Origin of the sequence: Marinicrinis lubricantis (assembly GCF_042658665.1) — a bacterium.
In the GTDB taxonomy this organism is placed as follows: Bacteria; Bacillota; Bacilli; order Paenibacillales; family KCTC-33676; genus Marinicrinis; species Marinicrinis lubricantis.
Genome location: NZ_JBHSQV010000184.1, coordinates 20,236 through 43,278, shown reverse-complemented (window position 1 = coordinate 43,278; position 23,043 = coordinate 20,236). Strand labels below are relative to the sequence as shown.

17 protein-coding genes are annotated in these 23,043 nt (G+C 48.9%); 10 read left to right on the top strand and 7 right to left on the bottom strand.

Features of this window, described 5'->3' with window-relative positions; all coding sequences use genetic code 11:
• Positions 1-33: 33 nt before the first annotated feature.
• The 3 genes from ACFPXP_RS20120 to ACFPXP_RS20110 all read left to right on the top strand — a co-directional run bounded on the left by ACFPXP_RS20120 (position 34) and on the right by ACFPXP_RS20110 (position 3,222).
• Positions 34-1,068, top strand: a complete 1,035-nt coding sequence (locus ACFPXP_RS20120; protein WP_379896198.1) for a GerMN domain-containing protein — start codon at positions 34-36, stop codon at positions 1,066-1,068.
• Between the two features lie 194 nt (positions 1,069-1,262).
• Complete coding sequence (locus ACFPXP_RS20115) at positions 1,263-1,745, top strand: MarR family winged helix-turn-helix transcriptional regulator (RefSeq protein WP_379896197.1); 483 nt, start codon at positions 1,263-1,265, stop codon at positions 1,743-1,745.
• Positions 1,705-3,222, top strand: a complete 1,518-nt coding sequence (locus ACFPXP_RS20110; protein ID WP_379896196.1) for a DHA2 family efflux MFS transporter permease subunit — start codon at positions 1,705-1,707, stop codon at positions 3,220-3,222. Before ACFPXP_RS20115 ends, ACFPXP_RS20110 begins: the two co-directional genes overlap by 41 nt.
• Positions 3,223-3,272: 50 nt before the next feature.
• On the opposite strand, the gene ACFPXP_RS20105 is transcribed toward ACFPXP_RS20110, so the two are convergent.
• The 5 genes from ACFPXP_RS20105 to ACFPXP_RS20085 form a co-directional block, all read right to left on the bottom strand.
• Positions 3,273-4,193 (bottom strand): sulfite exporter TauE/SafE family protein, encoded by a 921-nt coding sequence (locus tag ACFPXP_RS20105; protein ID WP_379896195.1) that lies wholly within the window; start codon positions 4,191-4,193, stop codon positions 3,273-3,275.
• A 217-nt stretch (positions 4,194-4,410) separates the two neighbouring features.
• Entirely contained in the window at positions 4,411-5,505 is a 1,095-nt protein-coding gene (locus ACFPXP_RS20100) for a Gfo/Idh/MocA family protein (protein WP_379896194.1), read from the bottom strand.
• A 47-nt stretch (positions 5,506-5,552) separates the two neighbouring features.
• Positions 5,553-6,218 carry a ThuA domain-containing protein gene (locus ACFPXP_RS20095; protein WP_379896193.1) on the bottom strand — a complete coding sequence of 222 codons (666 nt, stop codon included), beginning with the start codon at positions 6,216-6,218 and terminating at the stop codon, positions 5,553-5,555.
• A gap of 78 nt (positions 6,219-6,296) precedes the next feature.
• A complete protein-coding gene (locus ACFPXP_RS20090) occupies positions 6,297-7,457 on the bottom strand; it encodes a Gfo/Idh/MocA family protein (RefSeq protein WP_379896192.1) in 1,161 nt (386 codons plus the stop codon).
• Between the two features lie 87 nt (positions 7,458-7,544).
• Positions 7,545-8,567: a LacI family DNA-binding transcriptional regulator gene (locus ACFPXP_RS20085; protein ID WP_379896295.1), complete on the bottom strand. Its 1,023-nt coding sequence runs from the start codon at positions 8,565-8,567 to the stop codon at positions 7,545-7,547.
• Positions 8,568-8,813: 246 nt separating this feature from the next.
• Between ACFPXP_RS20085 and rph the strand changes: the two genes are divergently transcribed.
• Both rph and ACFPXP_RS20075 read left to right on the top strand, forming a co-directional pair.
• Positions 8,814-9,551, top strand: a complete 738-nt coding sequence (gene rph, locus ACFPXP_RS20080; RefSeq protein WP_379896191.1) for a ribonuclease PH — start codon at positions 8,814-8,816, stop codon at positions 9,549-9,551.
• A 45-nt stretch (positions 9,552-9,596) separates the two neighbouring features.
• Positions 9,597-10,229, top strand: a complete 633-nt coding sequence (locus ACFPXP_RS20075; RefSeq protein WP_379896190.1) for an XTP/dITP diphosphatase — start codon at positions 9,597-9,599, stop codon at positions 10,227-10,229.
• 182 nt (positions 10,230-10,411) lie between these two features.
• On the opposite strand, the gene asnB is transcribed toward ACFPXP_RS20075, so the two are convergent.
• Together asnB and ACFPXP_RS20065 are read right to left on the bottom strand one after the other, a co-directional pair.
• A complete protein-coding gene (gene asnB / locus ACFPXP_RS20070; RefSeq protein WP_379896189.1) occupies positions 10,412-12,259 on the bottom strand; it encodes an asparagine synthase (glutamine-hydrolyzing) in 1,848 nt (615 codons plus the stop codon).
• 211 nt (positions 12,260-12,470) lie between these two features.
• Positions 12,471-12,725 carry a hypothetical protein gene (locus ACFPXP_RS20065; protein WP_379896188.1) on the bottom strand — a complete coding sequence of 85 codons (255 nt, stop codon included), beginning with the start codon at positions 12,723-12,725 and terminating at the stop codon, positions 12,471-12,473.
• A gap of 126 nt (positions 12,726-12,851) precedes the next feature.
• Here ACFPXP_RS20065 and ACFPXP_RS20060 point away from each other — a divergent pair, with 126 nt between their 5' ends.
• The 5 genes from ACFPXP_RS20060 (at position 12,852) to ACFPXP_RS20040 (ending at position 22,907) form a co-directional block, all read left to right on the top strand.
• Positions 12,852-13,247 (top strand): hypothetical protein, encoded by a 396-nt coding sequence (locus ACFPXP_RS20060; RefSeq protein WP_379896187.1) that lies wholly within the window; start codon positions 12,852-12,854, stop codon positions 13,245-13,247.
• A gap of 30 nt (positions 13,248-13,277) precedes the next feature.
• Positions 13,278-14,558, top strand: a complete 1,281-nt coding sequence (gene nagZ / locus ACFPXP_RS20055; protein ID WP_379896186.1) for a beta-N-acetylhexosaminidase — start codon at positions 13,278-13,280, stop codon at positions 14,556-14,558.
• A 357-nt stretch (positions 14,559-14,915) separates the two neighbouring features.
• Positions 14,916-21,248 (top strand): phosphodiester glycosidase family protein, encoded by a 6,333-nt coding sequence (locus tag ACFPXP_RS20050; protein ID WP_379896185.1) that lies wholly within the window; start codon positions 14,916-14,918, stop codon positions 21,246-21,248.
• 163 nt (positions 21,249-21,411) lie between these two features.
• Positions 21,412-22,305 (top strand): PhzF family phenazine biosynthesis isomerase, encoded by an 894-nt coding sequence (locus ACFPXP_RS20045; protein ID WP_379896184.1) that lies wholly within the window; start codon positions 21,412-21,414, stop codon positions 22,303-22,305.
• A gap of 14 nt (positions 22,306-22,319) precedes the next feature.
• Complete coding sequence (locus tag ACFPXP_RS20040) at positions 22,320-22,907, top strand: HAD family hydrolase (protein WP_379896182.1); 588 nt, start codon at positions 22,320-22,322, stop codon at positions 22,905-22,907.
• Positions 22,908-23,043: the final 136 nt, after the last annotated feature.

Sequence of the window (23,043 nt, the reverse complement as noted above, 5' to 3'; positions counted from 1 at the left end):
ATAGTACTACAAAACGATAGGGAGGAAATATTGATGAAGGCATTAAAATGGAAGTCCGCATTCATCCTTTTTCTGCTCAGTGTAGTGCTATTGGCCGGGTGTTCCTTCGGCTCTGACAATGAGGAACGATCCATAGACCCGCCTCCCGCGGAGCAAGAGGATCAGATTGGGGAATCAACGAGTGAGGATGCAGCCGTAATCGAAAATACGCAGCCGGTTACGCTGTACTTTAAGGATGAGCAGGGTTATGTGGCACCGGTAACAATGGATGTTCCTCAAACGGAGGGGATTGCCAAGCAGGCATTAAACTACATGGTTGAAGGCGGTCCAGGGGAAGGGCAGCTTCCCGAAGGCTTTACTGCCTTAATTCCAGCAGGAACCGAAGTGTTGGGCATGGATATTAGAGACGGGCTGGCCATCGTCGATTTTTCGGAATATTTTACGAATTATAATCCACACGATGAGCGAAAAATGCTTGAGGCGATCACTTGGGCATTGACGGGCTTTTCTACAGTGGATCAAGTTCAAATTCGTGTAGAAGGCGCGAAGCTTGCGGAAATGCCGATGAATGCCACTCCGCTGGATGAGCCGTTGTCTCGGGACATGGGTATTAATGTGGAGCGCGGCGAAGGCGTGAATCTAGTGAAAGCGAGCGCGGTTACACTCTACTTCCAAAATAAAACGGAAGACGATTATACATATTTGGTACCTGTAACTCGTATGATCGATTACACCGATAATACTGCAGAAGCTTCATTAAATCAGTTGATTCAGGGACCTTCCGCAGATTCGTCTTTGGCATCTGTGATTATGCCGGAGGTTCAAGTGCTGGGTGTGAAGCAGCAAGACCAGCTCGTAACGGTTAACTTTGATTCCGCTATCTTGGGAGCAGAGAGCGCGATTAGTACGGAGACGCTGCAATCCATCATCTTGTCCGTTACGGAGAGCACAGGAGCGGAGCAGGTCCAGATTATGGTGGACGGCAAAGTCGGAGTACAGAGTACGGACGCTGTAAATTACTCTGCACCGGTGAACAAGCCTGCACATGTAAACAAGCTGGAAATGTAATTCTAGCTGAAGACATAGACTCAGAATATAGCTTGAGATTTAAAATAACCTCTTAAAAAGGGGTTATTTCATTTTTTCCTTAAATTAGGATCTGACTTGTCATTGTTGACAAAAGCATGATCCCGCCATAAAATACTTCACATGCGAATTAATTTTGGAAGTGATTTTTTGGAATGAGGTGGGTGACAGCAAAATTGAGTACCAATGAACAGATCGAGAGGCTGATGGGGACGTTTCGGGAAGTAAACAAAAGCTACATGAAGATTTTGAGGAAAGACACGGAAGCTTTGGGAACGACCGTGATGCAGACACGCGTGATGCGGATCATCAAACGAAATCCGAATATCGGGGTGCTTGAGCTAGCGGAAAGGCTGCATCTAGGAAACAGTACCATTAGCAGCATGGTCGATCGCCTTGTCAAGTCTGGATTGGTGGAGCGGGAGCGTTTGTCATCAGACCGTCGTTCAAAGACTTTGCGGCTCACGGAGAAGGGTGAACAGGTTCAGAACAAAGCAGATCAATTATTCTTGGATCATTTGTCCAGTTTATTGGAGAATATACCGGAAGAGGAAATGGAGCATTTGATACGTACCTTGAATAAAATTAGCAAAATATTAGGAGAGAGGGATACAAACGATGGCGAAGACAGAGATACAGCCCCAAGAGCAACCGATTAACAAAGTGTTAATCATGTCTACCTTAATTATCGGTGCATTCGTAACATTGCTCAGCCAAACGTTAATTAACATTGCGCTGCCACAAATGATGGAAAGTCTCGATGTAAGTGCCAATACAGCACAGTGGTTAACTACAGGATTTATGCTGGTCAACGGTGTACTTATTCCGATCAGTGCCTTTCTGATTGACAAGTTCAGTACGAGGCAGCTGGTGAATACGTCCACCATTTTGTTTGCTATAGGGACATTATTTTGTATGCTTGCCCCGAATTTCACCGTTCTGCTTATTGGAAGGTTGATTCAGGCTTGCGGCGCGGGAATTTTGATGCCGCTGATGACCGTCGTGACATTGACGATTTTCCCTATTGAAAAACGCGGCCAAGCGATGGGCGTGATGGGACTCGCCATGGTATTTGCACCGGCAGTAGGTCCTACGTTGTCTGGATGGATTGTAGAGAATTATTCTTGGAGAGTGCTCTTCTATATTATCCTTCCTTTTGCTTTGTTGGCGGTCGTGATGGGTTTACTGTTTATGAAAAATGTTACTCAGCGATCTGCTCATCGCCTGGATCTGACCAGCATTATCCTTTCTACGCTTGGATTTGGAGGACTGCTGTACGGATTTAGTGATGCTGGAAACGATGGCTGGGGCAGCAGCACGGTTATTATCAGTCTTACCGTTGGGGTTATCGGGCTTCTCTTGTTTTTATTCCGCGAGCTTCGCTCCGAGAAACCGCTGCTTGAATTTAGAGTGTTCAAATACGGGATGTTTTCCTTAACGACGGTGATTAATGTCATCATTACGATGGCGATGTATGCCGGCATGATTCTGCTTCCGCTCTATGTGCAGACGCTGCGAGGCTTTTCGGCGGTGGAATCCGGGCTTCTGCTGCTTCCGGGGGCGATTATTATGGGAATTATGTCGCCGATTACTGGAATCATTTTTGACCGGGTCGGTGCAAGATGGCTCGCTGTCGTTGGTTTGATCATTACGATCATTACGACTTGGGAATTTAGCCGTTTAACGGACTCCACAAGCTACACGCATCTCATTTTAATGTATACGGCTAGGATGTTCGGGATGTCCATGCTGATGATGCCGATCATGACGGCGGGATTGAATCAGCTGCCGCAGCGTCTCAATGCTCATGGGACGGCCATGGTCAATACACTTCGGACGATTTCAGGTGCACTGGGAACCGCTCTCTTAGTAACAATCGCAACGAATTTGCAGAAGAGCCGAATGACAGAAATTGTGACCTCTCAAGGCATCGCGCAAGATGATAAAGCGCTCATGACGGGAGCTTACACGGACTCTTTTATTTATGGAATTAATGCAGCCTTTCAAGTGGCGACTTGGATTACGGTTGCAGCCCTGGTATTAGCTTTCTTTATTAAACGGACGACACCACAGAAGGAAGAAACACCAAAGCAGAACTCGGAAAAAAATACGATACAAGAAGCAGCTGAAAATTAACGCCAAAAAAGAAGCGGGGAAAGCCCTGCTTCTTTTTTGGCATAAAGGTGCTATTCAACGGCTTGTTTGCTGTGCACTGCAGGTGTTGGAAGGGGTTCGGCATGGACGCTGGATCTCGGACGATGCCTGAACTGATAGATGATTGCAATCGTCCAAAGTGTAAGAAGAACCGCATACATATATGGAATCCATGAGCTTGGGATGAATTCTGATGCTTGGATGATCGTATTCGCATTCGTAAGAATAATAAAGCCTCCAACTAAAACGCCCAGCAAATAAGAGGGAATGATTTTTACAAGCCAAGCTGCCAGCGGCGCGGCTAAAATACCGCCGCCCATGAAGGCAAAGACCCAAACCCAATGGAATTGCCCCCAGCCTAAGAAAAGGATGAAGCCTAGTGTAGCCGAAACAGCAATGACGAATTCACTTGTATCGACGGTGCCGATGACTCTTCTCGGGGTCATGCCCTTCTTAGCTAAGAGCATGGGAGTTGTGATCGGCCCCCAGCCTCCGCCGCCTACCGCATCAAAAAACCCTCCAATGAAGCCTAACGGTGTAAGAAATCGGCTTGATACGCCTGCGGGTTGTTTGCTGGACAATTTTCGCTCACGGAACATAAATCGATACACGATATATACGCCCAGCAGCAGCAGAAAGATCGAGATGAACGGTCTAATGACTTCGCCCGGCAGATGGCTTAAGAAGGCGGCTCCGATGAAGGCGCTGACCGCACCCGGGATCGTCAGTCTGAGCAGAATGGAACGGTCTACATTTTTAAAATATAAGTGGGATACTCCTGATGCGGCTGTCGTTGCGATTTCCGCTATATGAATCGAAGCCGACGCGACCGCTGGAGCGACGCCGAACATCAGCAGCAAAGACGATGATGTAGCACCATAGGCCATTCCCAGCGATCCGTCGATCAATTGAGCAAAAAAACCGATGATTGAAAAAATGATCAGCTTCCTCAAAATAATTCGCTCCTCCACCAAACGATGATATAATATAGATTGTTCGTCATATTTGTCTTTGCTTTCTCATGGCTAAAATATGTTTGCCTATCTAGGTTTGACACTAATTTATAATGAAAAAATGTTTGATTATTCAGTTTTATTTATAGATCAGCAATTGAAATAGGCATCCCGCGGGTAGCGAGATGCCTTAATAGATCGTTCGTATGTTTAAATCTTAGGAAACAATTCCGTCTTTCGGAACCGGTGCCGGCTTGCTGCACGTGGACTGCATAACATAGGATTTGTGTTCCTTCGCTGAAACGAGACAGCCTTCCATGGCTTCAAGGACATGAAAAGCCATTTCACCTGAAGCCCGATGTTCTCTCTCGTTCAATATTGCGTAGGCTAAGTCCTTCACACCGATCCCCCGGCAGTTGTCCGTATAAGCATGAGATACCGGAATGTCGGTCCATTCCTTATCTCCGGTTTTCTTTAATCGAATCGTCCCGCTGAAATTATTCGGATCTGGAACTTGAAGGGTACCCTTCGTACCGTATATCTCTATATTCGGAAGACTGTGTCCTGCCATAACATCAAAGCTCATGACCATCGTAGCAGTTGCGCCCTGGTGGAAATCCAAGGTGCTCGAAACATGGGTCGGGGTTTCCACCTGAATGATCTCGCCCTTCTTCGGTTCGCTTAAGATCGTTCTTTGCGGGAAGGTGATTTTGGCCGAAGCGCTGATCGATTGGATCGGACCCAGCAGCTGTACAAGTGCCGTCAAGTAATACGGGCCCATATCGAACAAAGGTCCTCCGCCGGTCTGGTAATAAAACTCAGGGTTCGGATGCCAGTGCTCGTGCCCACGCCCCATCATAAATGCGGCGGCCGCCACGGGCTGTCCGATGGCGTCATTGTCGATCAGCTGCAGACAGGTCTGGATTCCTCCGCCCATGAAGGTTTCCGGTGCACAGGCGACGCGGAGACCTTTTTCCTTCGCAGTGCGAATGACTTCCGACGCTTCTTCGGTAGCTATCCCAAGCGGCTTCTCCAAGTATACATGCTTTCCATGCTGAAGCGCTTGCAGCGAAACGGCTGCATGAGCCTGCGGGATCGTTAAATTGACGACGATATCAATGTCCGGGTCCGCGAGCAGCTCTGGGACAGAACATGCAGCAGGTATGCTAAATTTCTCCGCTTGTGATATTGCACGCTCTTGCTCCATATCTGCGCAGGCTTTGACGAAAATATGTTCTTCCTGCAATAAGTTCTTTAAGTATATGCTGCTGATATTCCCGCAGCCAATGAAACCAACGGTCACTTTCTTCATGAGGCGGCTCACCTTCTAACATAAAAAATAGAGTTCGTTCTATTTGCTTACTTACTGCGGGCAGCCCAAGTCATGCCGTAACGCATGAGCTGTATGACTTCCGGCATCCTTACAATTTTAGCCACATGTCCTAGAGAGCAGTAATATACTTTGCCTTGGCCCCACATTTTGCTCCATACCACAGGCATATCCACTGTTCCGTTCGCAGTATAAGGACCTTCCGCGACAGGAAAACGTGTGGTGGCATGCACTTGGACAGCGGGATCGACATGCATATAATACTGCTCCGATTTCACTTGGAAATCCTTCATGCCTTTCGTTAATGGGTGCTCAGGGTCTAATATATTTACCGTATATTCCACCCCGTCATTGCCGGGGTGAGCGACCCACTGCCCGCCGACCATGAATTGATAATCCGTTTCCATCCGGAACGAGTCGCCCATCCCGCCATGCAAGCCAGCCAGACCGGTTCCCTCAGCAATGGTATCCAGCAGGTTGCGGAGGTGCGGCCCTTCAATTTTTCCCTGCGTCCAATTCGGTACGATTAAATCAAAACTGTGTAACCGTTCCCCATCGGCCAAGCACTCCAGTGTATCGGATATTTCAACATCGAAATCTTCCTCGCGCAGAATACCGGCCAGGATGTCTGCTACCTGCTCCGGTTCATGTCCCTGCCAGCCGCCTTGGAAGATTAGCGCTTTACGCTTTGACATAGTTCAGCACACCTTTCGAGAGTTGGGTATGATGCCGCCTAAATGATCGCAATGTATATCGGTCAGGCTAGCAGCACATTATAGTTCATTAACGGAAACCCAGCGTCTTTCCGCAATCGATAAATCAACCGCCTCCAGCACCTGCTGGCACTTCACACCGTCTGCGAAATTTGGGACGGGCTGACGGTCTTCCTCAAGCGCATGCATCAGCTCCAGCACTTCATGGATGAATGTATGCTCATATCCGATGGTATGGCCTGCCGGCCACCAAGCATCCATATAGGCATGGGCTGGGTCGGTCGCAACGACGCGCCGGAAGCCTTGAACGTCTTCGGCATCATCCGTGAAATATACCTGCAGCTCGTTCATCCGCTCAAAGTCGAATTTCACACTGCCTTTACTGCCATTGATTTCGAATGAATTCGTACAGCGGTGACCCGCGGCAAACCGGGTTGCCTCGAAGCTGCCAAGCGCCCCGCATGCAAAGCGGCTCATAAACAATGTGGCATCATCGACCGTAACCGGTCCTTTAGCCGAGCTGTCTGAACTCTTCGCGCTAAGTCCTGTCATCGCAGAAGGTATCGGTCTCTCCTTGACGAATGTCTCGTTCATTCCGATCACTTCTGTCATATCTCCGATGAGGAAATGAGCCAAATCGATAATATGGGCGCCTAAGTCCCCATGGGAACCGGAACCGGCCACTTCCTTTTGAAGCCTCCATACGAGAGGGAAAGAAGGGTCCAGGATCCAATCCTGCAGAAACCATGCGCGGAAATGATAGATTTTTCCGAGTCGTCCTTCATCGACCAGCTTTTTGGCCAGCTGAACGGCAGGGGCGAAGCGGTAATTGAAGCCGACCATATGCTTCACGCCATGCTTCTCTGCCGCATCGAGCATTTCACGCGCATCGGCCAGGCTTAAAGCAAGCGGTTTTTCGCAGAACAGATGCTTTTTGCTGGCTGCAGCAGCCAGCGCGATCTCTTTGTGGGCGTCACTGGGTGCATTAATATCGATGAGATCAATATCGTCCCTATCCAGCAGCTGCCTCCAGTCCGTAGCATAATTATCCCAGCCAAATTGACGTTGAGCCTGTCGCACGCCTTCTTCGTTTCTTCCGCAAATCACGTTCATTTTCGGAACAGGCGCGTCGGGGAAAAACATATTTAAATCCTTATAAGCGTGGCTGTGTGCCTTGCCCATAAATTTATAACCAATCATCCCGATGCCGATTTCTTTCATTCGAGGTACCTCCCTTTAATGAAATATGAAATGGTAAGATCGCAAGAGAGCAGCTATTCCAAAAATACCGCCCATTCCAGTTTTATTCTAATTTTTCGTAGTCGATGCTCGAATGATGAGCTTCGTGTCCAGTTTCAGTTGAATGATTTCAGGCTGTTCCTTGCATCCAAATTGGCGAAGCAAATATTTAGCAGCTTCTCTGCCCATAAGGTGGAACGGCACATGAACCGTCGTGAGAGGCGGATCAGAGACAGACGAAGCATCCGAATTGTCGTAGCCTGCAACTAACAGGTCGTGTCCCGGCCGGATGCCCGCTTGTTTAAGCGTTTGCATGACACCGATCGCCATTCGATCGTTGGCTGCATAGACGGCATCCAGCTTCGGAAGCAGCTTCAGAATCAATTCTGCTTGCTGCGCTCCGCTTTTCCTGCTGTAATTGCCGTAAAATAGGTACTGATCGTTCCATTCGATGCCATGCTCCTCCAAAGCTTGCCGATAGCCTAATAACCGGTCACGGCTGTTCGAATAAGCCAATGGACCATTCAAAAAAGCGATCCGGCGGCATCCTTGCTGTATCAAATAAGCGGTCATTTCACGGCTGCCGGACACATGCTCTCCGTCTACGTAGGACAGCTTCTCCTCGTCGTACCGCTGATTAACGAGACAGAAGGGAACATGATGGTCTGCAAGCTGGAGCAGTGCGTTCCGTTCTTCCTGACTGTCGGAGCTGCCCAAAATAATGAGTCCATCGACCTTTCCGGTTTTGAACCATCGAGAATAATCCTTTGGACCGTCGGCATCACGAAACAACAGAAGCAAGTCGTATTCAGATTCGTGCAGCATCTCTCCAATGCCGCTTAATATTTCAGAGAAGTAAAAGGTGGAAAATAAATTCACTTTCGGTACGAAAGGCAATACAACGCCGATGTTACCACTCTGCTTCTTGGCGAAGCGCCTTGCTACATCGTTGGGATAATAGTCCAGCTGCTTGGCCGCATCAAGCACTTTTTGTCTGGTGCTTTCCTTAATGGGGCCGATCCCATTCATAACCCGTGATACGGTCGCCTCCGAAACCCCTGCCAGCTGGGCGACCTGCTTTCGATTGCTGATATTCTGACCTCCTTTAGCGGGAAAATGTACACGCGTACATTATGCCAAACCATTCCACTGGGCGTCAATATGAATTTTGCAGCATTTTGGAAAAGATGAGCCTTCTCCGGGGTATACTACGGTTGATGAAGGATTGGGAACAGGCTCCTAAATGGAGATGATAATGATTTTCTGATGGATGTTTGTTAAAATAAGGTAGACTTATGTACTTTGCGCTGATACAGCGGACGTTAGGAGGAAGCATTTTTGCGTGCAGACGGCAGAAAACCGGACGATTTAAGAAATATAGTGATCACTCCCCATGTGAATAAATATGCGGAGGGCTCTGTGTTGATCGAGGCAGGCGAAACGAAGGTGATTTGTACTGCTTCGGTGGAGGAAAGAGTGCCTCCTTTTATGAAAGGACAAGGTAAAGGCTGGATTACGGCGGAGTATTCGATGCTTCCTAGAGCGACACAGGTTCGAAATCAAAGGGAAGCCGCGCGGGGAAAGCTGGGCGGAAGAACGATGGAGATTCAGCGCCTCATTGGGAGAGCGCTTCGGTCTGTCGTTAATTTAGAAGCGCTGGGCGAGCGGACCATTACACTTGACTGCGATGTTATTCAAGCGGACGGCGGAACACGCACGACCTCGATCACGGGCGCTTTCGTTGCGATGACGATGGCCGTAGATAAACTAGCTCAACAGCATAATCTAAGCAAGTTTCCGATTACCGATTATTTAGCATCGGTCAGTGTTGGTGTGGTGCAGGGTGAACCTGTTCTCGATCTTAACTATGCCGAGGATTCGAATGCTAAAGTGGATATGAATGTAGTGATGACAGGCGAAGGGGCCTTCGTTGAGGTGCAGGGGACGGGTGAAGAAGCGCCGTTTACGAAGCAGGAGATGGAAGCACTGCTGCAGCTGGCGGAGTCCGGAATTCAAGAGTTAATTGGGAAGCAAAAGGCTATTCTCGGATCCGCTGCGGAGAAAATAGGGAAATAAGTGCAAAATGGATCGATGAAGGTAAGGCGGAAAGGCGGTTTATAGATGGAGAGGAAAGAAAGACCAATCATTGTTGTCGCTTCGAGAAATAAAGGAAAAATCACGGAATTCGCAGCGATGTTTGATCGTATTGGTTATGAAGTGAAGGGATTGCATGACTATCCGGAGGTCCCTGATGTGATTGAGGACGGGGACACGTTTAGGGACAACGCTTATAAGAAGGCATCAGAGGTAGCAGAAGCGTTGAACGTTCCAGTATTGGCGGATGATTCGGGGGTATGTATCGATGCTTTGGACGGAGCACCGGGAGTCTACTCCGCAAGATATGCTGGGGAGCCGTCATCGGATGAGAACAACAATGCGAAAATGCTGAAAGAGCTGCAAGCGCGAGGAAGCCGGGTGGAAGGAACCTCCTTCCTCAGCAGGGCTGAATATGTGTGTGTGCTGGCTTATGTGGATCCTATTCGTGAATTAAAGCTGGATACAGAAGGAAGATGTGAAGGATGGATCACACCTGAACCGAAAGGGGAAGGCGGATTTGGCTACGATCCTTACTTTTACTTAGAGTCCTTCGGAAAAACAATGGCCGAACTGACAATGGAACAGAAAAACGAGATCAGTCATCGCGCGATTGCTCTGCGGGACATGGTAAAGCTGATACGGAAGGCGTATGATTAGTCGTCCAATGAATAAGAAATAGTATCGGGGACAGCGGACTAGCTGTCCCCTTTCTTTCGGAACCACTAAATAAAATGGGTGCCAAGAATGAAAAAAGACCTAACTTCAGCGTTGCCAAACGCAAAAGCTAGGTGATGGGAAAGATAGGATTGCGAAAATGATTCCATTATTCACCCTTCAACTTAGGTGACTACTTTTACGTTGTACTCCTTCATCCAGTAGTTGACCTGCGCCAAGTAGGCGAACATTTGCGGACCGGTCATCAATTGTCCGAACCACGGAATATTGAATTGGTCGTCTTTAGAACGAGCCCATTTCTTAAGCTGCTCTACATTAATATAAGGGAAAATCGGTGACGAAGAGTCTTCCAAAATTTCACTCATCCACTGTTTGACCTGGGCCGCATATTGCGGATTGTGCGTTTTTGGATAGGGACTTTTTTTGCGTTTCAGCACTTCATCCGGCAGAATGCCCTGCAGTGCTTTACGCAAAATGCCTTTCTCCCGATCTCCTGATGTTTTAATTTCCCAGGGAATGTTAAATACATAATCAATAAGACGGTGATCACAGAACGGCACCCGTACTTCAAGCCCTACTCTCATGCTCATGCGGTCTTTACGGTCTAAAAGTGTTGGCATAAAGCGGGTTATATTGAGATAGGACATCTCCCGCATACGCTGCTGCTGCTCATCTTCCCCTTCCAACCGAGGCACTTCGCTAAGCGCCTCCTCGTATCTGCCTGCAACGTACTGTTCCGGCTTGATCCAATCGGCCGTTTCTGATGACAGCACGGAAACTCTTTCTTTCAGCTTGAGCGACCAAGGAAACGTATGAGCGCTCAGCGCATCATCGCGATGAAACCAAGGATATCCTCCGAATACCTCGTCTGCAGCCTCACCGGAGATGGCTACGGTCGCACCTTTCTTTATTTCTCGGCAGAACAGCAGCAGTGACGCATCGACATCCGCCATGCCTGGAAGGTCTCTGGCCAACACGACTTCTTCCAAAGCGGTCACGAGCTCCGGTGTGTCAAATTGAATGTAATGGTGCTGCGTCCCTAAGAATTGATTCATCTTCTCGATCCAAGGTTTATCGGAATTGGGTGTGAACGCGCTCGATTTGAAATGCTTGTCATTGTCGACGTAATCGACCGAATACGTATGCAGCTTTTCTTTGCCATGCTGGTCATAGAATCTTGATGCAATTGAGGTTAGCGCGCTGGAATCCAGTCCGCCCGAAAGAAGCGTGCATACCGGAACATCGGAAACGAGTTGGCGATGCACGGTATCCTCCAGTAAGCCTTGCACAATCGCGGCAGTCTTCTCTAAATCATCTCCATGCTCGCGGCTTTCCAGCTGCCAATACGTATGGATTCGGTGGCTGGAAGGTGTAAATTCCATAAAGCAGCCGGGCCTAAGCTCATGAAGCCCTTTAAACACCCCGTGCCCGGGTGTTCTTGCCGGTCCGACCGCGAAGATTTCCGCTAAGCCCTCCCGATCAATTTCTGCCGGAAAAGACGGATGCGCCAAAATCGCTTTCGGTTCGGAGGCAAATAGCAGCGTCTCATTTTGAATCGTATAGAAAAGCGGTTTTACGCCAACTCTATCGCGGGCGAGGAAGCATTTATTCTCACGTTCGTCCCATACGGCAAAAGCAAAAATGCCGTTAAATTTGTCCAAGCACGCAGAACCCCATTCCATATAAGCTACGAGCAGAACTTCCGTATCGCAGTGCGTCGTGAATGAATAGCCTCTGCAGCGCAGCTCTTGTCTTAATTCCGGTGCGTTGTACAGTTCCCCGTTGTAGGCAACCGTATATTTCCAATTTCCGATCGATCGGGTCATCGGCTGAGCACCTTTTTCTGGATCGATGACGCTGAGCCTCCGGTGTCCAAGCGCAGCATGCTCAGATAAAAAAATGCCTTCGGCATCAGGGCCGCGGGGCGCTAAGGTTTGGGTCATTTGTTCCACGATTTTAGGGTAGTGCCGCAAGTCTTTGTTCCAGTCCACCCATCCGGTAAAACCGCACATGTGTCTTCATTCCTCTCTCTTGTAGACTGAGTATAGGCCATCGTGAGTGGCAGTGCTGTTAATGATTCGTATGCAGGCATAAGTCATATTATGTCTGTCCATCGCGAATCCTGTTTTATGACCATTGGCTGCGGCACTATTTTTCATTGACACACAAAAAAGCCTCTCAGAGGAGAGGCGGCTTTCCGGGGAGATGATGCAGCCGGAATATTTATCGAGTGGTAGAACGATTTCGATACTTCGCTGCAAGGTAGTCCAGTCCCCAGCCGACTCCAAACCAAGAGGCAATTGTCAAAAAGTAAAAGAAATAGGCATTGATCTGCTCCAAATCCACGAAGACCGGAAGAATCCATGCCGGAATACTGAATAAATATAATACGATATGGTCATGGTCCAGCCCCATGGCATGGTACAGACACAACGCAATAGAAAAAATGGTGAGCAGCACCGTAAATTTTCGAGACATTGATATCACTCCCTGTTGGCTTTCATGCTCTTCGTATTATGAACTCGCAGCGATCAGCCTATGCGAATTGCCTGTGAGGTTTACGGAAATAATGGAGAAAAGTAAAATGGAGGGAGCGCAAGGCCAATGGAAGTGAAACAAGTAGTATTTCAACAGATGGCGGAGTGCCGTGGAGAGATTTGTGCTATGCTGGATGTACAGTTCGATGGCGAAAGCGCAGCGTTTAAGGTAGGTGTAGAGCGTATGCTGAATGGAGGGTACCAAATTCGCAGCGTGCTTCGCAATGATTCGGAATATGCGATCGATTGGTATGACAATGATATGCATCAAGCAGTTCAGGATGTGACGAATCAATTTATATCCTCGAAGAAAGGGTTGGGCATGACGGCTGCCGATCAAGGAGTCAATCAAGGAATTCAGCAGGTGAACGGAAGAAATTACACTTCAGAACAGCTGCTCGACCAGATATTATCGTTCCCAGGCATACGAGAACAGCTGGATGAGCAATCTTTTAATCTATGAGATCCATTGAGGAGAGGAGATCAAATCATTTTGAATGTACCATGGAAAGGTTGGATATGTTGTCTTAGCCTGTGCTTTATTGTTTTCAGCACCGGATGTGCTTCTCATACCGATTCAGGAAATCCCGCTTCGCCGCCATCCCAACAGCAGGTTCCTAACCCTGCCGAGAATGATTCGGAAGATGCGGTTCAAACACCGGCGGAGCCATCGGAGCCGGATATTTCCAAAGAGATTGAGCGGATGTCGCTGGATGAGAAGCTGGGACAAATGGTGCTCATTGGAAAAGAAGGTACAAGCATAAATGACACGGATATCGAAATGATGGATCAATATAAGGTAGGCGGATTTATTTTTTATCAAGATAATATCGAAACATTGACGCAAACCGTGAGCTTGATGGATCAATTGAAAGCGCATCATTCTGATAACGATCCTCCTTTGCTTCTCAGTGTGGATCAAGAAGGTGGAATGGTAAGCCGAATGCCTTCCGAACTGAAGGCCTTGCCGGGCAATGGCGAGGTTGGACCATTGAACAATCCGGAGCTTTCTTTTGAGATGGGCCGTATGCTGGCAAAGCAGCTTCAGCTTGCAGGGATGAATATGAATTTTGCCCCCGTGATGGATGTGAACAGCAATCTGAACAATCCAATTATTGGTGAACGGTCCTTCAGCTCAGATCCGATGGTAGTTTCCAAATTGGGAATTGAAACGATGAAGGGAATGCAGCAGGAGGGAACGATTTCTGTCATCAAGCACTTTCCTGGGCATGGAGATACGTCTGTGGATTCTCACCTTGAGCTGCCCCGATTGGATAAAACGAAGGAGCAGCTGGAACAAACCGAGCTGGTTCCTTTTCAGGAAGCAGTGAAGGCCAACGCGGATGTGATTATGATGGCTCACATATTGGTGCCGGCATTGGATCAGCAGCGGCCCTCTTCGCTATCCAGCAAGATCGTTCGTGGACTGCTGCGTGATGAACTGGAATACGATCATGTAGTGATGACGGATGATTTGACAATGAAAGGAATTACGAATCATTACAGCATTGAAGATGCGGCTGTGCTGGCTGTCCAGGCCGATGTAGATCTGCTGCTGATCGCGCATGATGCCGACTTGGCGAAGCAGGTGCTGCGCAGGCTGAAGAGCGAGGTGGAGCAAGGGACGATTCCGATGGATGAAATTAATGATAGTGTATATCGGATATTAGATTTAAAATCTAAATATTTGCTGATCGATGAAGAGGATGAGCAGCTCGATCTCCAGCAGGTGAATCAAGAAATAAATTCATTATTAGAAGAGTACGGACTATAGAGAATACAAAGGGCTAACCTCCGCGGAATGTTGAAGCGGGGGTTTTTTGTGTTTACAGCGTTGAAATATTCTTAGTGAAGGACCGTGTGTAAAATTTTAGGTAATTTCATAATATCTTTAAAAACAATTTACAATCCGCTGATGATTCTTTTGTTCGATTTCAATACGCTGAAGTAAAAGCTGCGTGCAAATCGAAAGGGAGGTGCTCTATGGTCTTGCTAGTCATGATAAAAGGAATGGATAGAGTTGTTACGCTGGACAAGCTGCGTATTTAATTTTGTCGGTATTTTGATTGGCATGGTTGGCATCTGAAGAATTCATTTTTTTCTTTTTATAAAAAGGAGGTTCACGTGGAGAATGAAGATATTTAAAATATGGCTGCATTCGCTTATTGCACTCCTTATTGTTATTTCCGCGGTGATTCCATCCCCTAATGCTTTGTTAGCTCAGAAGGATACCACATCATTGATAACCGTATTGGACTCTCGGGAGATGGAGCTGTCGCCAGGGGCGCACTATACTTGGCTTAACTTGGAATTGGAGCGGGGATTAGAAAAAGTACATGCCCTGGAAATCGATTTGAAGGGGTCGCCTCTAGAGCTTCAACCCGGCATGACGAACGGGAAAGTTTATGGCATGACGGGCGTTTCTAAAATGGCCGGGAATGCGGATCAAGCAGGAAACCGCGTCATCGCCGCCGTCAACGCTGACTTCTATGACATGAGTACAGGTATTCCGCTCGGATTATTCATTGGCGACGGGATAATATTGAATACGCCGTCGGGGACAAGAAACGCATTCGGTGTAAAAGCAGACGGTACTGCGGTTTTCGGCCAGCCGAAAATGAAAAACACCCTCCTCGTGAACGGACAATCGGTGCCGATCAGCGCGATGAACCGGACGCGAGGCGATAATGATCTTATTTTGTATTCGCCGGATTTTTATACGTCCACGAAAAGCAATACGCTTGGGGATGAGATTGTTCTGGACGTGACGGATGGAGAAGTGCGAAGCGGCGGTACTCTTAAAATGAAGGTCGTGGAAGTTCGGAGAGGGCAGGGAGATACGCCGCTGATGGAGGGACAAGTCGTCTTATCCGCATCGGGAACTGCTAAAAGCCATCTTCAAACTGTGGACGTAGGAGATGAGTTGGAAGCTCAGTTCTCCTTGGAAGGAGAATGGCATGATGTTCAAATGGCTGTCGGTGCTAGCCAATGGCTCGTAAAAGACGGCCAAGTGGCGGTACACAGTGACACATCCGTTCACCCGCGAACCGCTGTCGGTGTCAAAGAGGATGGCAAGCTCGTACTGCTGACCGTTGACGGCAGGGCGCCGGGATTTAGTGAAGGGATGACGTTGGAGGAGCTTGGACATTTGCTCCAAGGGATGGGCGTGACGGATGCGCTCAATTTGGACGGCGGCGGATCGACGACGTTCATCGCACGCTTGCCAGGTGATTCAAACAGAACGTTGTTAAACAGGCCGTCTGACGGCGGCGAACGTTCTACGGCAAACGGGATTTTGGTCGTAAACAAGGCTCCAGAGGGGGCTGCTCAGAAGCTGGTTATTGAACCGGGCTTCGAGCGTGTTTTGGCCGGGTCGTCTATTCCGCTCCAGGTCGCTGCAGTGGATGCGAACGGGCACCCCGCGCAGGTTCAGGATGAAATCACATGGAGTGTTCAGCCAGAGCTCGCTGCAATCGAAGCGAACGGCACGTTCATTGCTGGGGATACGGCTGGGGTCACGGAGGTGAAGGCTGCAGCCGGAGGCTTGACAGGAACGGCCCAGATCGAAGTGGTCGATACGTTGACCGAGCTGAAATTTCCGGATGTGATCCGCTCTGTTGAAACAGGATCCACTGTGCAATTTTCTGTAACGGCTCTTCGAAACGGTCAGGTTATTCAAGCAAATCATGAGCAGCTGGAGTGGCGCGTTGAAGGGCCAATCGGAACGATTGAAAAAGACGGTACGTTTAAGGCAACCGATCAGACGCAGCAGGAAGGAAAAGTGATTGTCAGCTATAAAGGCGTGGAGACTGAAGTCACGGTCAAAGTCGGATTGCCGCCGGTCGTAATAGAAGACTTTGAACAGGATTTAAATCGCTATCATGAAAGCTCTGGTGCGAGATATGTGAAATCCAGCGTCAGCATCACGACCGACGAAGAATATGTGAGATTCGGAAATCAAGCGATGAAGCTCGAATATGACTTTACTGGTCAAGTCGGCACATCAGGGGCTTACTTGACAGCAAACGGTACGAGTAACCGGCTGGAGCTGCCGGGATATCCTGAAAAGCTGAGCATGTGGGTGTACGGAGATGGGAAGGGCTACTGGCTTCGTGCGCAGCTCCGCGACGGCAACAATGCTGCGGTTCCGGTAGATTTCACATCTCAGACCGAAGGTGTGAATTGGGTCGGCTGGAAGTACGTTGAAGGTACGATTCCGCAGGGCAGGCCGCTTCCGCTTACGGTTGAAATGCCCGTACGGTATATGGCGGTGAGCAATGACAATAAAGGGGCAGGCGCCATCTACGTCGATCAAATCCGGGCCTTGTACGGGCCCGTCGATGAGGATATTGTGCCGCCGCTCATCTCCGGCATGGAGCCGCTTGACGGAAGCACGGTGAACGATTCTACACCAGCTATCCTTGCCTACGCGGTGGACGACCTGTTCGATCCGAATCATCATGGGGGTACAACGCTGATCGATCCGGATTCGATTCGGATGTATATCAACGGTGAACCTGTAGACAGCTATGCTTTGTATCCACCGGAAGGCCGTATTTCATACACGCCAAACGAGCCTCTGCCGGAAGGCGTTAATACTGTGCTGCTTCAGGTGAAGGACTCTTCTGGGAACCGTGCCGAGCAGCAGTGGAGCTTCTTTGTAGACAGCGGTGGTCCGAAGTGGGCATATCAAACGGAGGAACGCATCTTTGCTGGTCATACGCACACGTTGGATATCCAGGCTGTGAAGCCGTCCTTGATTCAATCCGGACATATCGCCTTTGACTTTGATGTAGAGAAAGTGGATGTGCTGCAGGTAGCTGCAGGCGAGAAGCTGGACAACTCTCATTTGCAGGCAGAGGTAGATGAAATCGAAGGGACGGTACGATTGTCGTTTGATGGGCTGAATACCTTATCGCTGACCGAAGAGGATGTGCTCGCTGAGGTGCAATATCGCGTGAAATCGGATGCAGAGGGACAGAACGTCATCGGCTTTGTCTCGTCAGATATGTACATTGCGGGTAAAGGTCAAAGCCGCTTTGTCGGTTATCCTGTTTCATCCGTGATCGACTATCATCTTCAGCTGGAGTGGGATGAAGAGGGCGTTGCCCAAGGCTTTACGACGACATTAGCCGTGACGGACCGCAGCGGGACACCGGTACCGGGGGCAGAGGTCAAAATTGTGGGCGGATCCGTAATTGGCGTGACTGATTCGTTGGGAATATTGAAAACGGATCTTCTGACAAAAGAATTGACGGAACATCGTATTCAAGCTGTGAAGCAGGATCAGTTCAGTCCTGTTCTCACGTTCAAGGTATCCGAGCTTGCTGGGACTCCGGAGCCATACAACATCAGCGTAACGATGGGACAAGACCCATCCGTCTCCCGCATGTTTACTTGGCATACGGATCCGAATACACTTGGAACGGTAGTTGAATATGCGAAGCAGCAGGACTTTACTGGATTTGACGCTGCAAACGTTCATACGAGCAAGGGAGAAAGCTCTTTATTCAATACGCTTGATATCGGTACGGTTCGCGTCCATAAAGCGGAGGTGCACGGTCTTGAGCCGGGGACAACGTATGTCTACCGCGTAGGAGATGGTTCGGGCCATTACAGCGGGCAGGGCAGCTTTACGACAGCGAAGGGAACGGATGATCCGTTCAAGTTTATTTTCATTGGCGATTCACAGGCGGGGAACGAGGCAGGCTTCCAGCTTTGGGGCGATACGATCAAGAAGGCAGTCAGCGATCATCCCGATGCAGCGTTTGTCGTTCACGCTGGAGATATCGTGGATAGCGGATATAAGGAAACGGAATGGAACATGTGGTTTGCTGCGGCCCAGGAACAGCTGCTTCATACGACACTCGTTGCCGCTGTAGGCAACCACGAAGTGATGGGCACAAAGCAAAACGGCGATTTCCTCGCGCACTTTCATCAGCCGCAGAACGGAATCGACAGCTTGAAAGGCACTCATTTTTCATTCGATTATCAAGATGTGCATTTCGTCGTGCTTAATAGTGAGTATGATTACGAGGAACAGGCAGAATGGCTGAAGCAGGATTTAGCGGCAACGAACAAATCGTGGACGATTGTTCTGTTTCACCGCGGGCCGTATGGAAGCCAGTACGACACGGAAGTGGTGCGGGAGCTGTGGGTTCCGGTATTGGACCAGTACGGTGTCGATCTCGTATTGAATGGACATGATCATATTTATTTAAGAACTTATCCGATGAAAGGGAACAGTCCTACTACTCCAGAAGAAGGCACAACCTATGTGGTAGGAGGATCATCAGGACCGAAGTTTTACGGATTGACAGAAAGGCCTTGGCAGCAGGTGACATTCGCGGAAGAAACACAAATTTATTCTGCGATTGAAATCGTTGATGAACAGTTGAAGTTCACGGCCAAGACGGTCAAGGACGACCGTATCGTAGATGAATTTGTATTGAATCAGAGGGAAAAAGCCGAGCTAAGCCATATTGAGCTGAGCGGCTTAAACGAGGAAATGTCCGTTGGCAGCGTGGCGCAGTCGGTTGTAGAAGCCGTATATACGGACGGAACTCGGCATGCCGTAACGGAAGGGATCACGTTCAGCAGCAGTGACGAGTCGGTAGTTGCGGTCAATTCCTCCGGTACGGTTCAGGCCATAGGCAGTGGGACAGCATTCATTACGGCAGAATATAAAGGATTGTATGCTGCTTATGAAATAAGTGTCGTTGCTGTCGGGCCAGGCGGACCGGATATCCAGCTGGAAACAATTATGCTGAACGGACTGCATGCAGAGATGCATATTGGCAATACGGCGTCGTCGATCGTGGAAGCTGTTTATTCCGATGGAAGCCGGTACGTATTAACCGAAGGGGTCGTGTTCCGCAGCAGCGACGAATCGATAGCGGCGATAGATTCTGCTGGAACCGTCCACGCATTGAACGTAGGGACGGCTGTCATTTATGCGCATTATGCCGGAATACAGGCGGAATATGTAATTAGCGTCGTAGATGATGTCGGCGGACCAAATATCTTGTTGGAACAAATCGAAATAAGCGGTCTTCATAAGGAAATGAGAATCGGCGACACAGCGCAGACCGTCGTGGAAGCCGTATATGCGGACGGAAGCCGAATGAGGCTAACTGAGGGCGTGACGTTTATCAGCACCAATGAACGGGTGGCCTTAGTGGATGAAGCGGGGCAAGTGAGGGCGGTCGGATCTGGCAGCACAGTTATCCAAGCAGTCTATGCTTCGTTCTCAGATTCGATTTCGATTAACGTTCGTGCGGGGCAAGTCTACATTCCATGGTATCCAGCCGAGGAATATAGGCCTGAACCTGCGCCGGAACCTGGTTATTGGACGATCACGGAAGATGAAATTCGTCAGCTGCTGCAAGGGGATTCCGCGGTCTTGACGATGGATGAGGATTTCAGAGAATTGAAGCTGCCGGTGTCGGCATCGGATGTATTGGGCTCGGCATCCTTGGTCGTTCAAGCACCGAATATGAGATTGACGGTTCCAACTGAATTGCTGGGGCAGCTGCGTGACCTTGCTTCGAATATAGGTGAAGAGAGCTTCATGACATTGTCTGCGCAGCCGTTAAGTAAGCATGATGCTTCATTGCAGCTGGCTAGGATGGAAGAAAGCACTGGTGCTGCAGTGACAGCTCGAAGTCCAATCTATGAATTCCAATGGACACTGACCGATGATGATGGAGAAATTTATTCATTAACTGAATTCAGGCAGCCCCTCGTTATAGAGCTTGCCGTTCAGAAGGGAATGGAGAGCAGGCTTGCAGGTATTTATCATTTGGACGAGGACGGTTCATTTGAGTTTATTGGCGGTGAGGAAAGCGAACTTGGATTTACCGCGTCGCTGCATCACTTCAGCAAATACGCCGTGCTGGAGTACCATAAATCGTTCAGCGATGTGAAAGAAGGATTTTGGGCAGAGCAAGCGATTCGAGAGCTCGCCGCTAAGCATCTTATTCAGGGCGCAAGCGGCCATGCCTTTGCTCCTGAACGACCTGTGACTAGAGCGGAATTTGCAGCGCTGCTTGTGCGCTTGCTGAATATCGACTCGGATACGGAAGCAGCCTTTGCTGACGTTCCAGAAGACGCTTGGTATGCAGCTGAGGTCGCGGCTGCAGCGGAAGCGGGGATTGTAAACGGAATAGGCGATGACCTGTTCGCTCCAAATGGCGAAATCAGCCGGGAAGAAATGACGCTCATGATTGTACGGGCATATGAATACAAGATAAGCCGATCCTCAAGCGAAGCTGAATATGTGTCGCCGTTTATCGATTTGAATTCCGCCGCGGAATGGGCACGCTCAGCGATTGAAAAGGCTTATGGCTTGGGCCTGGTTAGTGGAGTAAGCAAGGATCGATTTGTGCCTAAAGGCAGGGCAACGCGGGCCGAAAGTGTACAGTTGATTCACAATCTCTATGAACTAATGCGTGGTAAACACTAGCTCCTAATGCCCCAAAATATACGCAGGCCGTTCGCATATAGAACGGACCTGCTTTTTTTCTTTTTTATTCGATTCAAACGGGTTATGATACGATTAATATTTTGACAGCTAGGACGAAGCGAACACATTCCCTGTTAATATGAGGATTTAAGGAGGAAGCCAAATGAAATCGATTGAAGTTGCTCATTATGATGCGTTCAGCCTTATACCGAACAAAGGAAATCCAGCAGGCGTCGTGTTCCATGCGGATGAATTATCGGAAGAGGAGATGCTTCATGTTGCGGCGCAAGTAGGCTTTAATGAAACAGCCTTTATTGTGAAATCGAATGTGGCGGATATTCGCCTTCGTTATTTCACGCCGGGACACGAAATGAATTTATGTGGTCATGCCACGATGGCTTCGATCTATGGGATGTATGATAAAGGCATGCTGGACGGGCGTTCAGCATTGACGATCGAGACGAAGGCAGGTATTTTGCCGATCCACATTTCTCGGGGGGCAGACGAGGAAATTTTAATGACGATGAAGCAAGCGGCTCCTCAGTTTGTACCATTTGAAGGGTCGTCCGCGGACTTGGCATTGTCGATGGGATTGGCTTCAGAGGATTTAGATGACAATTTACCGATTGTATATGGAAGTACCGGCACTTGGACGCTGCTTGTCCCAATTCGAAAGCTGGAGGTATTTCAGCGGATGAAACCAAATCAGAGTCAATTTCCGATGTTGCTCAAGGAAATGCCCCGGGCTTCGGTGCATCCATTTTGTTTAGAAACGTATGATCCTAAAGCACATATGCACGCTCGCCATTTCTCGTCGCCTTATTCCGGAACGGTAGAAGATCCGGTTACGGGTACCGCTTCCGGCGTCATGGGCGCTTATTATTCGAAGTATATCCGCCAAGCTACAGACGCTGAATTAAATCTCATCGTGGAACAGGGAATGGAGATCGGACGGGACGGCAGGGTGCATGTGAAGGTTATTCAAGTGGAGGAGCAGGCCGAGGTGTATATGACCGGCACGGCCGTTTATGTGGATCAATTCGAAGTCCAAATTTAAGGGGGGGGGTTACAATGTCAAATAAACCGCATCTTATGCTGGATGTCGGAGGCGTGCTTCTTTCTAATCTATCGCCTTTGTTTTGGAAGGAGCTTCCATTGGCCGAAGAGGCAGTATCCGAGCCATTAGTGAAGCAGTTCAAAACGGACATTCGCACGCCCCTCTGGACGGGACAGATGGAAGAGCCGCACTTCTGGTCTTGGCTGATGCAGCATTTTCCAGGGACGGATCCGGCTGTCTTACGCAGTCTTTTGTTCAAGCATTTAACCCCGTTACCGGGCCTATACAAGCTAGAGGAATGGAGTCGGAGAGCGGACATTCATCTGCTCAGCAACCACCGGGCGGAATGGATTGTGCCCATACTTAAGAAGGAAGGGGTCACCAGATTCCTAAACAGTGTGACGATATCAAGCGAAGTTCGCTGCTGCAAGCCGGGTCGTGAAATTTATGAAATGGCCGCGGTTCATTTGAACGGGGACGGGAGAATCGTCTTTGTAGATGATCAGGAAAAGAACTTCCCCCAGGCTAAGCGGATTGGATGGAAAACCATTTTAGCAGACCCGCAAGGCCGCTGGATGGAGGAAATCGATCGTCTGTTATAGAGTTTTAAGTGAAAATGCATCGATTCATACAGTCTGCAAAAAAATACAATAAACTCTTCTGCAGCAACTCGACCTTTCGCTTGTCCGCTCTATGGATTATAGATTTATGGTGCCGGGAAGCCCTTTTACGGCAAGC

What these genes read in the sequence shown, in the direction of transcription:
- ACFPXP_RS20120 (WP_379896198.1), top strand. Translation starts at nt 34, where the DNA reads ATGAAGGCATTAAAATGGAAGTCCGCATTCATCCTTTTTCTGCTCAGT.
- ACFPXP_RS20110 (WP_379896196.1), top strand. Translation starts at nt 1,705, where the DNA reads ATGGCGAAGACAGAGATACAGCCCCAAGAGCAACCGATTAACAAAGTG.
- ACFPXP_RS20100 (WP_379896194.1), bottom strand. Translation starts at nt 5,505, where the DNA reads ATGAAGAAAGTGACCGTTGGTTTCATTGGCTGCGGGAATATCAGCAGC.
- ACFPXP_RS20095 (WP_379896193.1), bottom strand. Translation starts at nt 6,218, where the DNA reads ATGTCAAAGCGTAAAGCGCTAATCTTCCAAGGCGGCTGGCAGGGACAT.
- ACFPXP_RS20090 (WP_379896192.1), bottom strand. Translation starts at nt 7,457, where the DNA reads ATGAAAGAAATCGGCATCGGGATGATTGGTTATAAATTTATGGGCAAG.
- ACFPXP_RS20075 (WP_379896190.1), top strand. Translation starts at nt 9,597, where the DNA reads ATGGAGAGGAAAGAAAGACCAATCATTGTTGTCGCTTCGAGAAATAAA.
- asnB (WP_379896189.1), bottom strand. Translation starts at nt 12,259, where the DNA reads ATGTGCGGTTTTACCGGATGGGTGGACTGGAACAAAGACTTGCGGCAC.
- ACFPXP_RS20065 (WP_379896188.1), bottom strand. Translation starts at nt 12,725, where the DNA reads ATGTCTCGAAAATTTACGGTGCTGCTCACCATTTTTTCTATTGCGTTG.
- ACFPXP_RS20060 (WP_379896187.1), top strand. Translation starts at nt 12,852, where the DNA reads ATGGAAGTGAAACAAGTAGTATTTCAACAGATGGCGGAGTGCCGTGGA.
- ACFPXP_RS20050 (WP_379896185.1), top strand. Translation starts at nt 14,916, where the DNA reads ATGAAGATATTTAAAATATGGCTGCATTCGCTTATTGCACTCCTTATT.
- ACFPXP_RS20045 (WP_379896184.1), top strand. Translation starts at nt 21,412, where the DNA reads ATGAAATCGATTGAAGTTGCTCATTATGATGCGTTCAGCCTTATACCG.
- ACFPXP_RS20040 (WP_379896182.1), top strand. Translation starts at nt 22,320, where the DNA reads ATGTCAAATAAACCGCATCTTATGCTGGATGTCGGAGGCGTGCTTCTT.